The organism is Actinomadura sp. NPDC048032 (assembly GCF_040653175.1).
Taxonomy (GTDB): domain Bacteria; phylum Actinomycetota; class Actinomycetes; order Streptosporangiales; family Streptosporangiaceae; genus Spirillospora; species Spirillospora verrucosospora.
In genome coordinates this window covers 1-13,063 of record NZ_JBEZJP010000216.1, presented here as the reverse complement: position 1 = coordinate 13,063, position 13,063 = coordinate 1, and the positions used below count along the sequence as shown (strand labels likewise).

Annotated in this window: 11 protein-coding genes and 1 pseudogene; 3 read left to right on the top strand and 9 right to left on the bottom strand. The window is 69.9% G+C overall.

Going from position 1 to position 13,063, the window contains the following annotated elements; all coding sequences use genetic code 11:
• A partial coding sequence (locus AB0C69_RS25310; RefSeq protein WP_360357606.1) for a carboxymuconolactone decarboxylase family protein occupies nucleotides 1-157 on the bottom strand: 157 nt, incomplete at its 3' end.
• A gap of 1,021 nt (nucleotides 158-1,178) precedes the next feature.
• On the opposite strand from AB0C69_RS25310, the gene AB0C69_RS25305 reads away from it, so the two are divergent.
• Nucleotides 1,179-1,973, top strand: a complete 795-nt coding sequence (locus AB0C69_RS25305) for a hypothetical protein (protein ID WP_360357604.1) — start codon at nucleotides 1,179-1,181, stop codon at nucleotides 1,971-1,973.
• A 134-nt stretch (nucleotides 1,974-2,107) separates the two neighbouring features.
• Here AB0C69_RS25305 and AB0C69_RS25300 read toward each other — a convergent pair whose 3' ends face one another.
• From AB0C69_RS25300 to AB0C69_RS25280, 5 genes are all read right to left on the bottom strand, one after another.
• Entirely contained in the window at nucleotides 2,108-2,890 is a 783-nt protein-coding gene (locus AB0C69_RS25300) for a hypothetical protein (RefSeq protein ID WP_360357602.1), read from the bottom strand.
• Nucleotides 2,891-3,043: 153 nt separating this feature from the next.
• Complete coding sequence (locus AB0C69_RS25295) at nucleotides 3,044-4,267, bottom strand: cytochrome P450 (RefSeq protein WP_360357601.1); 1,224 nt, start codon at nucleotides 4,265-4,267, stop codon at nucleotides 3,044-3,046.
• A 144-nt stretch (nucleotides 4,268-4,411) separates the two neighbouring features.
• Complete coding sequence (locus AB0C69_RS25290) at nucleotides 4,412-5,695, bottom strand: citrate synthase (protein ID WP_353832657.1); 1,284 nt, start codon at nucleotides 5,693-5,695, stop codon at nucleotides 4,412-4,414.
• 438 nt (nucleotides 5,696-6,133) lie between these two features.
• Nucleotides 6,134-7,036 carry a serine/threonine-protein kinase gene (locus tag AB0C69_RS25285; RefSeq protein ID WP_360357599.1) on the bottom strand — a complete coding sequence of 301 codons (903 nt, stop codon included), beginning with the start codon at nucleotides 7,034-7,036 and terminating at the stop codon, nucleotides 6,134-6,136.
• Nucleotides 7,037-7,125: 89 nt separating this feature from the next.
• The gene (locus AB0C69_RS25280) at nucleotides 7,126-8,064 is read right to left on the bottom strand and encodes an aldo/keto reductase (protein ID WP_360357598.1); all 939 of its coding nucleotides are present in this window, start codon (nucleotides 8,062-8,064) and stop codon (nucleotides 7,126-7,128) included.
• Between the two features lie 126 nt (nucleotides 8,065-8,190).
• Between AB0C69_RS25280 and AB0C69_RS25275 the strand changes: the two genes are divergently transcribed.
• Entirely contained in the window at nucleotides 8,191-9,105 is a 915-nt protein-coding gene (locus AB0C69_RS25275; protein WP_360357597.1) for a hypothetical protein, read from the top strand.
• 11 nt (nucleotides 9,106-9,116) lie between these two features.
• Nucleotides 9,117-9,767 carry a nucleoside triphosphate pyrophosphohydrolase gene (locus AB0C69_RS25270; RefSeq protein WP_360357595.1) on the top strand — a complete coding sequence of 217 codons (651 nt, stop codon included), beginning with the start codon at nucleotides 9,117-9,119 and terminating at the stop codon, nucleotides 9,765-9,767.
• An 816-nt stretch (nucleotides 9,768-10,583) separates the two neighbouring features.
• On the opposite strand, the gene bioB is transcribed toward AB0C69_RS25270, so the two are convergent.
• From bioB to AB0C69_RS25255, 3 genes and pseudogenes are all read right to left on the bottom strand, one after another.
• The gene (bioB, locus tag AB0C69_RS25265; RefSeq protein ID WP_360357593.1) at nucleotides 10,584-11,735 is read right to left on the bottom strand and encodes a biotin synthase BioB; all 1,152 of its coding nucleotides are present in this window, start codon (nucleotides 11,733-11,735) and stop codon (nucleotides 10,584-10,586) included.
• Between the two features lie 571 nt (nucleotides 11,736-12,306).
• Nucleotides 12,307-12,552 carry an NAD(P)-dependent oxidoreductase gene (locus AB0C69_RS25260; RefSeq protein ID WP_360357591.1) on the bottom strand — a complete coding sequence of 82 codons (246 nt, stop codon included), beginning with the start codon at nucleotides 12,550-12,552 and terminating at the stop codon, nucleotides 12,307-12,309.
• A gap of 83 nt (nucleotides 12,553-12,635) precedes the next feature.
• Nucleotides 12,636-13,063: pseudogene (locus AB0C69_RS25255) on the bottom strand (hypothetical protein); the annotation flags it as partial.

Sequence of the window (13,063 nt, the reverse complement as noted above, 5' to 3'; positions counted from 1 at the left end):
GGCTTCCGCGGGACCGCCGGCTGCCGAGCCGCAGGCAGGTCCGCACATGCCCGGCGAGCTGCGGATCCACGCCGCCCATCGTGGTGAGGGCGGCGAGGTTGAGCAACTGCCGGTCGCGCAGCGACAGGCCGTCGCGCTGGCAGGCGCAGAAGCGCATCGGTGGTCTTGGGTTGATGGTGGGGGGAATCGAACAAAGGGCGGCGGCAAGTCGATCGCGGCGACGCCTGTCTATGTGGCCGGTCCGGCCTGGAGTGAAGGCGAATACGCGCGACTTCGTCGTCGTCTGGGACGCGAGATCATTGCGTTCCTGGCCTGATCGGGAGTGGCGACCGCCTGAGGAGTTCGGCCATTGGTCTCAGTGACAGCGAGTGACAGTTTTGGGACCGTGCCGTCACCCGAGCATGCCACTTCGGGGGGCTCCTCAGGAGGTTCGAGCAGGCACTGATCATGCGCGGTGTTGTTGCTCGGGGCTGTTTTATCACCGATCCCCCTCCTCGCGCATCCCTTTGAATTCACGGGAATTCAGCGCTTTGGCGGGCCGGCGGGCGGGGCCAGGGGCAGCGAAGCGGCATTTCGGGATGATCCGGAATCTGCCATACATATCAGTCACTCGCGCGGCGGCAACGGCTCGGTCCGATCGCAGAAGCCGACTGTGGGCAATGTTCAACGCTCCGTAGCCAAAGTGGCTACGATCGGCATTCACACGGTGACCGACGCGATCCCCCGGGGCGAAGATGAACCGTTTCCTGGCACATCCCAAACTTGCCGTCGCCTTCGGCGAATGGCTCCGCTGCACGTGCGGGTTCCTGGGATGTACCGCCATGGCCGGCGCCATCAGTATCGGTGCGGCGGCTCAGTCCGACGCGGCCGCCGGAACCGAGCCGGAACCGCGCAGGCCCGTCCCGCCCGTCTGTCGCCACGCCGTCGGCGACCGGTACGCCGCGCACAAGTGCAAGGAGGCATGGGTGGCGATGTACGAGAGGTCTCGGAGACGTTCGGGCCACGGCCGAGATCTGCCTCGCTGGGGCGAGCGCTACGACCGGAAGCCGAAGAAGGAACACAAGGTGCCATCGCCGCACCCGCGCGAGAACGTTGTTCCTCGTCCTGCGGCGCCGGCCCGTCCGAGAAGCGCGCCCCCGTCTCCCAGCCCCTCTCGGAGCACCCCCAAGCGCACATCCGTGGCCTCCGCTCCGGTCCGACCGCGCGAACAGGCCGACGAGGTCGATTCACGTCCTTCCTCGCTGCAACCGGTACTGCTTCTCAGCCTGCTTCTCCCCGCCGCAGCAGCGATGTGCTATCCGTTCCGGCATCGCATCTACACCGCCGCTACCGCCGGCCTTGCCCCCGTGCCCGCGCCTAGCGCCCAGGACACGCAGCCGGTGCGATTCACCTACCGTCCTGCGCTCAACCCGTTCGCCACGCCGCCCGCTGGGCTCACGGGGCCGGGCGCGACGTCCACCGCGCGGGTACTGGCGCTGACCGCGCTCGACGTACACGGTGACGACTCACTGGTCGTCGTCCCGCGGCCCGACGCCATCACTCTCTTCGGGCTGGCCGAGGATGAGCTCCTCGACGACGACCCGGCGGGGCTGTTCATCCCCGGGAACCTCGACGCGGCGCTCGCGTACCTGGAAACCGAACTCGCCATCCGCGAAAAGAGCGGCGTCACTGAGGGGCGTCGCCTCCTGCTGGTGGCCGACTGCGCTCAGGAGGCCGAGCGGATCATGGCACTCCTCACCCACCATCCGGACGCCGTGTTCGCGGTCCTGCTCGGTCACTGGACGGGCGAGCAGGCCGTGATCGACGACGAGGGGCTGGTCGAGGCGCCTCCCGCCGTGGCGTCCAACTTCCCTTCCCGCCTTCCGGCGATGTCCCGCACGGAAGCCCGTGACCGCCTCCTGAAGGTGCTGGCCCAGCAGAAGGACACCCAGAAGCCACCGACCCGTCGCCGCTCAACCTCCCGACGCGGTTAGATCGGCGCCCATTTCGCGCGTCCTTCGATGGTGAGGTGCCCTTGGAGATCGCACCGAGCGGCGCTCCCGGGTCCTCATCGCTTTGTCCTGCCCGTCCGGGCGCTCTCTCTTGCGGGGCAGTCTCTCGGCGGATTCTAGGGCATGGGCTCTCGTTGTTTCGCAATATCAGCCCTGATCGTCGTGAGGCTTCTCAACGCTCGTCCCACGGGCGCCGTGTCCGGGGGCTGGTCGGCGTCGCCGTCCAGGAAGGCAGAGCACCGCAGAATCCAGGCGCGGATCACGTCTTCGACTCGAGCCTCGGACCGGCGTGTTCGAGCGAGTACCAGGTTCCGTTGCTCCTCCTCCACTTGGCGGGTCAGTTCCTCGTCCGCGCTCAGCGCCCGGACGTCGGAGAGTGCGTAACGGCCGAGCCTGTCCGTCTCGAGGCCCCGTTCGACCGCTATCCGGTCGAAGGTCCTGCGGTGCCAGCCGAGGATGGTCGCCGCTCCGCCGGCGTCGACGGTGTCGGTCAGCGGGCCCTTCCTGGTGGCGACCACGCGGCGCACGGAGTCGGGATCGAGCCGGTCCAGATCGCGAAGCAGGTAGACGGGAAATCCGCGGAAGGTGCTGATGACGTCGAGGTCGCCTTGGGCTACCAGGACCTCGACGTCCCCGCGCTCGACGTCGAGGCCCACTCGGGACGCCAGCCGAGCGGCGGCCTTCGCCGAGCCGACGGGGGGCTCGTCGCCGAACCGGGCGACGATCTCCTCGCTCCGGCCGCGGGCTCCCCCGGCGAGGGCGGCGGACCACCGGTCCCCCTCCAGGTCGGGTTCCGGGAGCACCCCGTGCTCCAGGCCGAGGCGCAGCTGCCAGCGGGCGAGACCGAGAAGCGTGGCGAGCTGGTTGGCGCTGTGATCGGCGCGCGTCATCTCTGGCATGGCCGGGCCTTTCTTGTCGCGTTGACGTGAACGCGACTCAGCCTCAGGCACGGGCGTCGCCGGAACGACTAGAACGCGCTTCTGTGGATAACCGGTGCCACGTCATGGGAGGGACGGCGACGCCTGCGGCAGGCCGAAACCTTTCGGTGGGAGTCAGAACGCGCAGGGCAGGGACTTGATCCCATTGATGAAGCTCGCCCGCTGACGGACGGGCGGCGCGGTGGCGTGCAAGGTGGGCAGTCGCGTGTACAGCTCGCGGAGCAGCGCCGTGATCTCGCGGCGGGCCAGGTGCGCGCCGAGGCAGAAGTGCGGTCCGGGGGCGCCGAAACCGAAGTGCGGGTTGGGCGAGCGCGTGACGTCGAACGCGTGCGAATCCTTGAAGACGCTCTCGTCCCTGTTCGCCGAGTTGTAGTAGAGGACCACCCGGTCTCCGGCGCGGTAGACGTGGCCGCCCAGCTCGTGGTCGCGGGTCAGCGTCCGGCGCATCCACGTCACCGGGGTGGAGTAGCGGACGATCTCCTCGACGGCGGCCGGAAGCCGGACGTCCAGGTCCCCCAGCAGGACGTCCCGCTGCTCAGGGTTGTCGGTGAGCAGGCACACGGCGTGCGACAGCGCGTTGCGCGTCGTCTCGTTCCCCGCGACGACCAGCAGCGAGAAGAAGCGACCCAGGTCGGTGTCGTCGAGGGCCTCCCCGTCGACGTTCGCATGCGTCAGCGCGGTGACCAGGTCGTCGGCGGGGTTCTCGCGGCGCAGGCGGCCGAGATCGGCCATGAGTGCGTGCAGGAGAGAGAACTTCTCCCTGAGGACGACCGTCCTTTCGGCTCCGTCAGGGCCGACGTAGTCGGGGTCGCCGATGGCGGTGATGACGTTCGTAGCGTCGATGACGTCGTCGTACGCGGATTCCGGGATGCCCATCATCGAGCAGATGATCCGCAGGGGCATCGGCATGGCGACGTGCTCGACGAAGTCGCACGGGCCGCGCTCGGTCAGCTCGTCCACGATGTGGCGGGCCAGGACGGCGACGTCCCCCGTGACCCGCTGGACGAGGCGCGGCGTGAACGAGCGGGAGACGATCCGGCGGAGCCGCGCGTGCCGGGGATCGTCGATGCTGATCATCGAGCCGGTGTAGGCGGCGACCTGAGGGGGCGGGTCGACCAGGCTGACCGCGGTCGGCTGCGAGCTGAACACCTGGGGGTTCCGGCTCGCCTCGGCGACCTCCTCGTAGCGGACGATCGCGTAGAACCCCGGTTCGTCCGGTACGGGGCAGAAGACCGGCCCTTCCGTGGCCCGCAGGGAGGCGAACAGTTCGTCGCGTCGGTCCTGCGGCTTCGACCAGAAATCCAGGCTGACAAGGCTGCTCTCGGCGATGGAGGGCATGGGGGAGCGCCTTCCGCTGGGGAGTCGTCGCCCCCAGGCTAACCCGGCCGCGCCCCCGAAGATGATCAAGCGACGGGCGGGGTGGGGACCCCGCCCGTCGCACGCGCACTCCCGCCGTCCCGGGACCGCGCCCGGGAACCGCCGCTAGCGAGCGGAAAGCTCCACGAAGTGGCGCTCGCCCGGCCCCACGTAAACCTGGCGCGGACGCCCGATCTTTGTGGACGGGTCGTTCATCATCTCGCGCCACTGGGCGATCCAGCCGGGTAGCCGACCCAGGGCGAACAGCACCGTGAAGGCGTTCGTCGGGAAGCCCATCGCCTTGTAGATGACGCCGGTGTAGAAGTCCACGTTCGGGTACAGCTTGCGCTCGATGAAGTAGTCGTCGCTGAGGGCGACCTCTTCGAGGCGCATGGCCAGGTCCAGCAGCGGGTCGGACTTGCCGAGCGCGTCCAGGACCTTGCCCGTCGCCTTCTTCACGACGGCGGCGCGCGGGTCGTAGTTGCGGTAGACGCGGTGCCCGAAGCCCATGAGCTTGACGCCGGGCTCCTTCTTCTTGACGCGCTCGACGAACGAGTCGATGTCGTCGCCGTTGTCGTGGATGCGCTCAAGCATCTCCAGGACGGCCTGGTTGGCGCCACCGTGCAGGGGGCCGAACAGAGCGTCGACGCCCGCGGACACCGAAGAGAACAGGTTCGCCTGGCTGGAGCCCACCAGTCGCACGGTGGAGGTGGAGCAGTTCTGTTCGTGGTCGGCGTGCAGGACGAACAGCATGTCCAGCACGCGCGCGATCTCCGGGTCGATCTCGTACGGCTGCGTGGGCAGGCCGAACATCATGCGCAGGAAGTTCTCCACGTACCCGAGGGAGTTGTCGGGGTAGAGCAGCGGCTGGCCGTTGGACGTCTTGTAGGCGTAGGCCGCGATGGTCGGGAGCTTCGCGATGAGCCGGATGCTCGACCGGTCGACCTGCTCCGGGTCGAACGGGTCGAGGCTGTCCTGGTAGAACGTCGACAGGGCGCTGACCGCGGACGACAGTACGGCCATCGGGTGCGCGCGGCGTGGGAAGGCGGAGAAGAAGGCGCGGAACTTCTCGTCCAGCAGCGTGTGGTGGCGGACGCTGTCGGTGAACGCGCTCAGCTGGTCGGCCGTCGGCAGCTCGCCGTAGATCAGCAGGTAGGCCACTTCGAGGAAGGACGATTTCTCCGCCAGCTCCTCGATGGGGTAGCCCCGGTAGCGCAGGATCCCCGCCTCACCGTCGATGTAGGTGATGGCCGACGTGGTGGACGCCGTGTTGGTGAAGCCCGGATCGAGCGTGACATGGCCCGTCTCCTTGAGGAGACTGCCGACGACCAGCCCCGACGGACCCTCGGTCGCCTCGCTGACCTCCAGAGGCATGCGGCCGCCCGCGTGGTCGAGCTCGAAATCCGACATACTCGCTCACTCCCAACTGCGTCCACACCTGCGTAGACGTTCCGGTTTCATCGTATCCACGTGATCACAGGGGCTGATCCGGGCCGTCCCCGTTGACGGCGGACCGGCCGGTCGCGCGGGCGCGCGAGCCGTTCACGACTCGCCATGCCCGCTCCACCGGCACTCGCGGACGCGGCGACCCGACCGTCCCGCCCGCATAGCGAAACGGGACGATTTGACCTGAAACGCCTCGTCCGACTGGCCTGGGCAGAAAGCTGGACGGTCAGCAGCGATCGACCAGAATTCGCCCTCCCCACCGGTCGTCCCGGCCGGTCGGCCGGTGAGGCGTTCTCATGATCTCGCGCGCCGGGAGAGGATGCCACGGCGGCCGTCCGGCGCCGCGCCGGTGCAGACGGGGAAAGTGAGAAGAATCTCAGCCCTGCCGCCATGGCCGGCAGGTCACATCGGCCCGTGCACGTCCTCAGGGCGCGGCTCACGCAAGGTGGGCTGGTCCGCTGTCAGTTCCACCAGCGTCCGTTCCCGGACGTCGATCAATTGCTCGACGTCCAGTGGTGGCCACTCCTCGCCGTAGTGCGCGTCCAGCAACGTGCTCAAGGCGACGAGGATCTGTTCGGGTGTCGGACGTTCCCCCGGGTCCTTCGACAGACAGCGCGTGACGAGCCCCAGCATGGGAGCCGGCAGGAGGGCGAGGTCAGGCTCGCCGTAGACAATGCGTCCTCGAACCTTGCGCCCGTCACCGAAGGGTGCCGCACCGGTCGCCGCGTAGACGAGCGTCGACCCCAGGGAGAACACGTCGCTTTCCGGATGGACGGGATCGCCGAGAGCCTGCTCCGGTGACATGTACGCGGGCGTCCCCAGAATCTCCGTACGCGACAGCGGAAGAGCGTCCAAGAGCCGGGCGATTCCGAAGTCGATGACTCGAGGACCGTCAGAGGCGAGCAGGACGTTGGACGGCTTCAGGTCGCGGTGAACGATCCCCGCCCCATGGATCGCGATCAACGCCTCCGCCAGTCCGGCTCCCAGGCGGCAGGCCGTCTGCTCCTGGAGCGGCCCCTTCTCCCTAACGACTGCGGAGAGGCTCACACCGCGGATGTACTGCGTCGCCAGCCACGGCTGTGGCGCGTCCGGATCGGCGTCGACGACGGGCGCCGTGTAGAAACCGCTCACGGAGCGGGCCGAGGTGACCTCGCGGCGGAACCGTTCTCTCCACTTGGGGTCGTCCAGCAGTTCCGGCCGGATGACCTTTACGGCGACCAGCCGCCTGCTGGGCGACGCCCCGAGGAACACCTCGCCCATCCCACCGGAACCGAGCCGCGAGACGACGCGGTAGGGGCCGATCATCTGGGGCGGTTCGGGCTGCGGGGGCACGGCGATCCGATCATGGTGAGGGTGCTCAAATCGTGCCACGGCACGGGGGTTCGTCCGACCGCTCACACCCAGGAAAGCGCGCTCCGTTCGGCCCAGTAGCGTTCCGCCGGGACGTTCAGCCCAGCCAACTCCTCCAGGTCGCCCTCGTCGAGGAGCACCTCTGCCGCCGCGAGGTTCGCCCGCAACTGGGCCGGGCTCACGGCGCCGATGAGGATGGTTCCGGCCCAAGGCTTGCTGAGCGCCGCCGCCAGAGCCACAGCGTCCGGCCCCGCATGGTGCTTGGACGCGACGTCTTGCACCTCCACGGGCGGCTGCACAGCGAGCCTGCCGTTGGCCAGCACTTCCTTCAGCAGCACATGCAGTCCGTTTTCGTGGGCCTCGCGCAGCGCGTCCTCAGCGGAGGTCTCCAGGATGTTCCACGTCGACTGGACCGTGCTGAACAGTCTCTGACCGGCCGCCTCCAACCCCATGGCACGTCTGATCGTGTCCGCCTGCCGTGGTCCAGACGTCGAGAACCCGACGCGAACACCCTCACCGGCCAACCGGGCCAGAGCCTCCTGGAGGGGGACGTCCTGGAACAGCGGACTCTCCTCGGTGAGTGAATGCACCTGGTAAACGGCCAGGTGCCCGCCCAGAAGTCTTCGCGTCTCTTCGTACTGGGTCTGGAAACGGCTAAGGCTGTGCTCCTTGACCTCATGCACCTTCGCGTCGGTCTTCCACTCACCCACGTAGGCGTAGCCCCACTTGCTCGACACACGGACCCCTTCGGGAGCACGTGCCTCTAGCCAGCCGCCAAGGAACTCCTCTGCCCGGCCGTAGGAGCGCGCAGTATCCACCCATCGAACGCCTGCCGCGTACGCAGCGTCGAGGACGCTCCAGGTCGCCTCGCGCATCGCCTCCACGCTCCGTCCGGGCGGCAGTTCCCGGGCGCTTCCCACGTTGATGTAGGCCGGCCGCCCCAGCGCGGCGAGCCCGACTCCGAGCCGACGTATCGCGTCCATCCCCCCAGCCTTCCACGCAGACGCCCGGCTGCCTTTATCCACAGAATTCCGTTCGCCTCGGCCCGGCCGGCGGCCGCCCCGATGCTGGACCTCGCACGCCGGTCCACCTGCCACGAGGAGGCTGCAATGCGCGTCACCATCACGGTCCCCGAAGAGACGACCGCCGATTTCGTCGTCGCGACCGACAGGAACCCCGACGACCTGGCGGCGGCGATCCTCCGGAGGTTCTCCGGCTCCTTCGCGGCGGCGATCTCGGAAAGACTCGGCTCTCCCCGGCTCGCGCTCGCGTGCCACCCCGCCGCGAGCTCCCCCTGGGACCTTTCCGGCATCACCGGCGCGGACGCCGACGACACCGAAAGGCTCCGCCAGGCGGCGCACCACATCGGCGTCACGTCCGTCCTGCCGGCCGGTGACCTGCCCTTAGGGCCTCACCTCGCCCGGGCCGCGGCGAAGGCGGTCACCGAATCGGTCTGCGGCGTCCTGGTGGACCCACTGTCGAGCCAGGTTCTTCCCGTCGTGCCCTTCGGAAGATTCGACGAGTTCACCCTCGCCGACGACTGGCTCGGCGCCGCCCTGCCGCCCTACCGGAACTCCGGCCTCTGCACCGCCGACGAGGACGACATCGACGGCTGCTCCTGCGTCTACCTCACGACCCGGGGGCTGTGCCGGTTCGGCCTGCCCGAACTGCAGATCACCGGCGTCGCCTGCCCGCACGACCTGGCCGCGCTGAACGTCCTGCGCACCACCGCCCAACGGCTGCTGCCACTCGGCAGGCATCCGGGAGAGCATGCCCTGCCTGCGGAGTTGCTTCTGACGAGCGCCGACTTCTCCGGTTTCTGGGGCAACCGCGAGTCCATGTGGGACGACGGCCCTCTCGCCGTACGCATCACCGAGGTGACGCCTCACCGTCTTGCCGTACGCCCGCCCGCGGACTTTCCGGGCACGCTGAACGAATGGCTGTGGGACGAACTCCCGCCCATCCTCCATGAACTGCTCAGCTGCGCACCGGACCACGCCATGGCAGGCCATCCGAGTGGCTAACGTCGTCGGGCATGGAGACCGAGCAGGCACCGGGATCGCTCGCGAGGGCGCTGGCGGACGTGGCGGCAGAACGTGAAGCCCAAGACCGGAAGTGGGGCGTCCAGGAGTTCCCTGACGGGACCGGCCCGGGCTTCACCGCACGAGCCGAGGAGGCGAAGCAGGAATGCGCCGCGGCATGGTCGCGTGGCGAACTGACGTGGCGTCACATCCTCACCGAGGAGTTCTACGAGGCGCTGGCCGAGTCCGATCCGCGAAGCCTCCGCAACGAACTGATCCAGACGGCGGCGGTCGCCCTCAAGTGGGTCCAGTCCCTGGACCGGCGCCACGGCGGGACCGTGCACCAGACCGGGGACGGACGCCGATCCGAGAAGCTCGTCCGCGACCGGATCCCCGAGATCATCCGGGACGCGGGCGGTTCCCCGGAATCACGGACCGCGGCCCCTGGGGAACAAGGGGCGTTGCTGCGCAACAAGCTCTACGAGGAGGCCGGCGAGTACATCGCGTCCAACGACCCCGCGGAGCTCGCCGACCTTCTGGAGGTGCTTCACGCCCTCGCCGCCCTCCACGGCCTCTCACCGGAGGAACTGGAGGAGCGACGCGCCGCCAAAGCGGCGGACCGAGGTGGCTTCTCCAAGCGCCTCGTCCTTCGCCTCCCCCACTGACCTCCGAGCAATCAGCTACACCCAGAGCACCTCCAAACCCGGTGCGCCGTGTTCCGTCCTTGTACCGGCCGCCCGCCGAGACGGCGTGCCCGGGTCATGCCCCGGGGCGCCGCTCCCGACGCGGGCGTGTCGGCGCCGAGCACGGTTCACGGCGCTGAGAGCGTCCCTCGCCAGACGCAGACACCCCCCTCGCAACCTGAGGCGCCACGCCACAAGGAGCGGACGGACCGCAGAGCGGCGACCCGGTCGAGGGCAGAAGCACTGCGCCGAGCAGCGGGGCCTCGTGGACCAGCAGTACCGGTGTGAAATCGGTGGGTTCGGCGTGCGGCGGGCTCGCGAACCCACCGCCCCAGGCAATCAAGTTCGCCACCCGGTCGACCGCATCGACCAGGCCAGCGACGCACTCGACCCCCTCAACCGACGCCGCCCGCCGCACCCCCGACCCGCGCCCCAGTGGCTATCTCGACGGGCACCGCCCATGGCCTCCCCAGCGAGCACCACCCGCGCCTCCCCCAGCCAGCACCGCCCCCGCCCGCTCCACCAACACCGCCCGCCCCTCCCCCAGCCAGCGCCGCACGCGCCCCCAGCCCAGCGCCACCCGCGCCTCCCCCAGCCAGCACCGCCCGCGCCCACTCGACCGACACCGCCCGCGACCCCCCCAGTTAGCGCCCCCCGGCTGGCACTCCCAGTGGCTCGCCCGGCTGGCACTTCCCGTCGCTCCTTCAGCCGACAGCGCCCGCACCACTTCCGGCCGGCGCCGCCCGCCCACGGCTCTCCCAGCTAGCGCCGCCCGTCGCTCTCCCTGCTGGCACAGGGTCAGGCGTTGGGGGGCAGAGTTGTGCCGGGTCCGCGGCGGCGCACCGTTACCAGATCGGCTCGGGCAGGCGGGGAGGGGCGTGGAGGACGGGCGGCGCCGCCGTGGACGTGTTCAGGTTCGTCATCGGATGCGGGGGTCTTCGAGCGCCTTCGGTGTTCGGGCAGTGTGGTCGTGGCCGTGTCCTCGACCTCGAAGCCCGCGTCGGCGATCATGTCGAGGTCGGCCTTGCCGGCCTGGCCCTCGCTGGTCAGGTAGTCGCCCAGGAAGATCGAGTTGACCACGTGCAGGGCGAGGGGCTGAAGCGTCCGCAGATGGATCTCCCGGCCGCCGGCGAGACGCACCTCCACGTCCGGGCAGACGAAACGCACCATTGCCAGGATGCGCAGGCACCGCTGAGGGGTGAGGGCCCACTTCTCGGCCATCGGCGTCCCCTCGAACGGGATCAGGAAGTTCACCGGGACCGAGTCCACGTCCAGGTCGCGCAGTGCGAACACCACGTCCACCAGGTCCGCGTCGCTCTCCCCCATGCCGGCGATCAGCCCGGAGCAGGCCGACAGGCCTGCCTCCTTGGTCTGCCGCACGGTGTCGACCCGGTCGCTGAACTCGTGCGTGGTGCAGATGTCCGCGTACGCGGCTTCGGCGGTGTTCAGGTTGTGGCTGTAGGCATGAACGCCGGCCTCTTGGAGCCGCCCCGCCTGCGCGCCGGACAGCAGGCCGAGACAGGCGCAGATCTCCACGTCCTCGTCGCGTTCCTTGATCGCCGAGATGATGCCGGCGACCCGCTCCACGTCCCGGTCGGTCGGACCGCGCCCGCTGGCCACCAGGCACACGCGCTTGGCGCCGCCGGCGACGCCCGCTTCCGCCGCCGCGGCCGCCTCTTCGGGCTTCAGCCAGGTGTAGGTCAGGACCCCCGCCTTGGACCCCAGCCGCTGCGAGCAGTAGGAGCAGTCCTCATGGCAGAGCCCTGACTTCAGGTTGACCAGGTAGTTCAGCTTGACCCGCCGCCCGAACCAGTGCCGGCGCACCTTGCCGGCGGCGGCCACCACGTCGAGCAACTCGTCATCGGAGGTTTCCAGCACCGCGAGCGCCTCGGCCCGGGACAGCGGCTCACGACGCAGCCCCTTGCCGACCAGAGTCTCCAGCAGATCCATGGCGCCGATCTTCGCCTCCCGCGCGCACCACGCCAAGGCCCGGTTCGCACAAGAAGGTCGATGAAGATCTGTCGATCACGGCAGCGCGGGACCGGCACAGGCACACCCGCCGCCATGGCGTCGGTCGGCACCATGCCCGTCCGCGGCCCGGACGTCATCGCCGCCCGGCCGTCCGAAGCCCCGACCCGAGGTCGGACAGGCTGCAGGCCGACTGGAGCGGAATCGCTGAGGTCACAGCGTCGTCGTGCCGCGAGACGCCCTGGAAGGGGACCCCGACCGCCGGGCAGGAAGCACGGCGGACGGTCGTCGCTGGACGCCGCCCCCGGATGCGGCATCCGCACACCGCTGGCCACGGCCTGTCTGGAGGGCCGAACCGTGGCGAACAACGGGTACCGAGCCCGGCAGCGTCACGACCACACCCGACGGTTAGAGGAACCACCGGCCCCCAGTGACAGCGCGACTTACGGGTGTCGCTGGACGCCGACGCCAGAGATGGCGCCTGCGCACGAGCGGGACCGGCCTGGTCGGACGCCGTGCCATGGCGAAGGCGACGTGTATCGGACCTGGGGTGTCAGAGCCCATCTGGTGGCTTGAGGGAGCCTCGGCCGACGGGTGGAGGTGCGGCGGCCTGGTGGCAGACGGCGTCGACGCCCCGCAGCCGCCGCGCGACCGCGGCGGCGTCGCGGACGTCGGCGGGCGGGTCGCCGAGCCCGTCGGGGCGGGTGTCGAGCCCGCGGACGCTGTGGCCGGCGGCGGTCAGGGCCTCGGCGATGTGCGAGCCGATGAAGCCCGCCGACCCGGTGAGCAGTACGTTCATGCGCACGAACGTAGGGCGCGGGGCCCGGCCGGGGCGGCTCGGACGGGCCGGTCAAGGCACCTTGTTCGAACCTTGTAAGAACTTCACCCGGCGGCGGGCACGAGCGGGGCGAGCAGTCCGACGGCCTTGTCGACGTCGGCCTCGGTGGTGCTGAGATGGAACGCGCAGCGCAGCCGCCCGGCCCGCACGGAGGCGATGACGCCGTTGCGGCGCAGCAGGTCGGCGGCGCCGTCGGGGACGGGCACCGACACGATCGCCGAGTCGCCCGGCGGGAGGCCGAGGCCGGCGGCGAACCGGCGCGCCAGCGCGACGTCGTTGTCGTGGACCGCCGGGATGCCGACCTGCTCCAGCAGTTCCAGGGCGGGGGCGTGCCCGGCCCAGCACTGCCACGCCGGGGACAGGTCCAGGCGGCGGGCGCCGCCGGCCAGGCGCAGCGGCAGCCGACAGCGGCCACACCGGCGCATCGCCCGGCCGGCCCGTCGCGGGCAGCAGCGACCACTCGCCCTTGTCC

Bases quoted from the DNA above. Each gene is read 5' to 3' on its own strand.
- AB0C69_RS25270 (WP_360357595.1), top strand. From the start codon at position 9,117: ATGGAGACCGAGCAGGCACCGGGATCGCTCGCGAGGGCGCTGGCGGAC.
- AB0C69_RS25285 (WP_360357599.1), bottom strand. From the start codon at position 7,036: ATGATCGGCCCCTACCGCGTCGTCTCGCGGCTCGGTTCCGGTGGGATG.
- AB0C69_RS25290 (WP_353832657.1), bottom strand. From the start codon at position 5,695: ATGTCGGATTTCGAGCTCGACCACGCGGGCGGCCGCATGCCTCTGGAG.
- AB0C69_RS25260 (WP_360357591.1), bottom strand. From the start codon at position 12,552: ATGAACGTACTGCTCACCGGGTCGGCGGGCTTCATCGGCTCGCACATC.
- AB0C69_RS25280 (WP_360357598.1), bottom strand. From the start codon at position 8,064: ATGGACGCGATACGTCGGCTCGGAGTCGGGCTCGCCGCGCTGGGGCGG.
- AB0C69_RS25275 (WP_360357597.1), top strand. From the start codon at position 8,191: ATGCGCGTCACCATCACGGTCCCCGAAGAGACGACCGCCGATTTCGTC.
- AB0C69_RS25300 (WP_360357602.1), bottom strand. From the start codon at position 2,890: ATGCCAGAGATGACGCGCGCCGATCACAGCGCCAACCAGCTCGCCACG.
- AB0C69_RS25295 (WP_360357601.1), bottom strand. From the start codon at position 4,267: ATGCCCTCCATCGCCGAGAGCAGCCTTGTCAGCCTGGATTTCTGGTCG.
- bioB (WP_360357593.1), bottom strand. From the start codon at position 11,735: ATGGATCTGCTGGAGACTCTGGTCGGCAAGGGGCTGCGTCGTGAGCCG.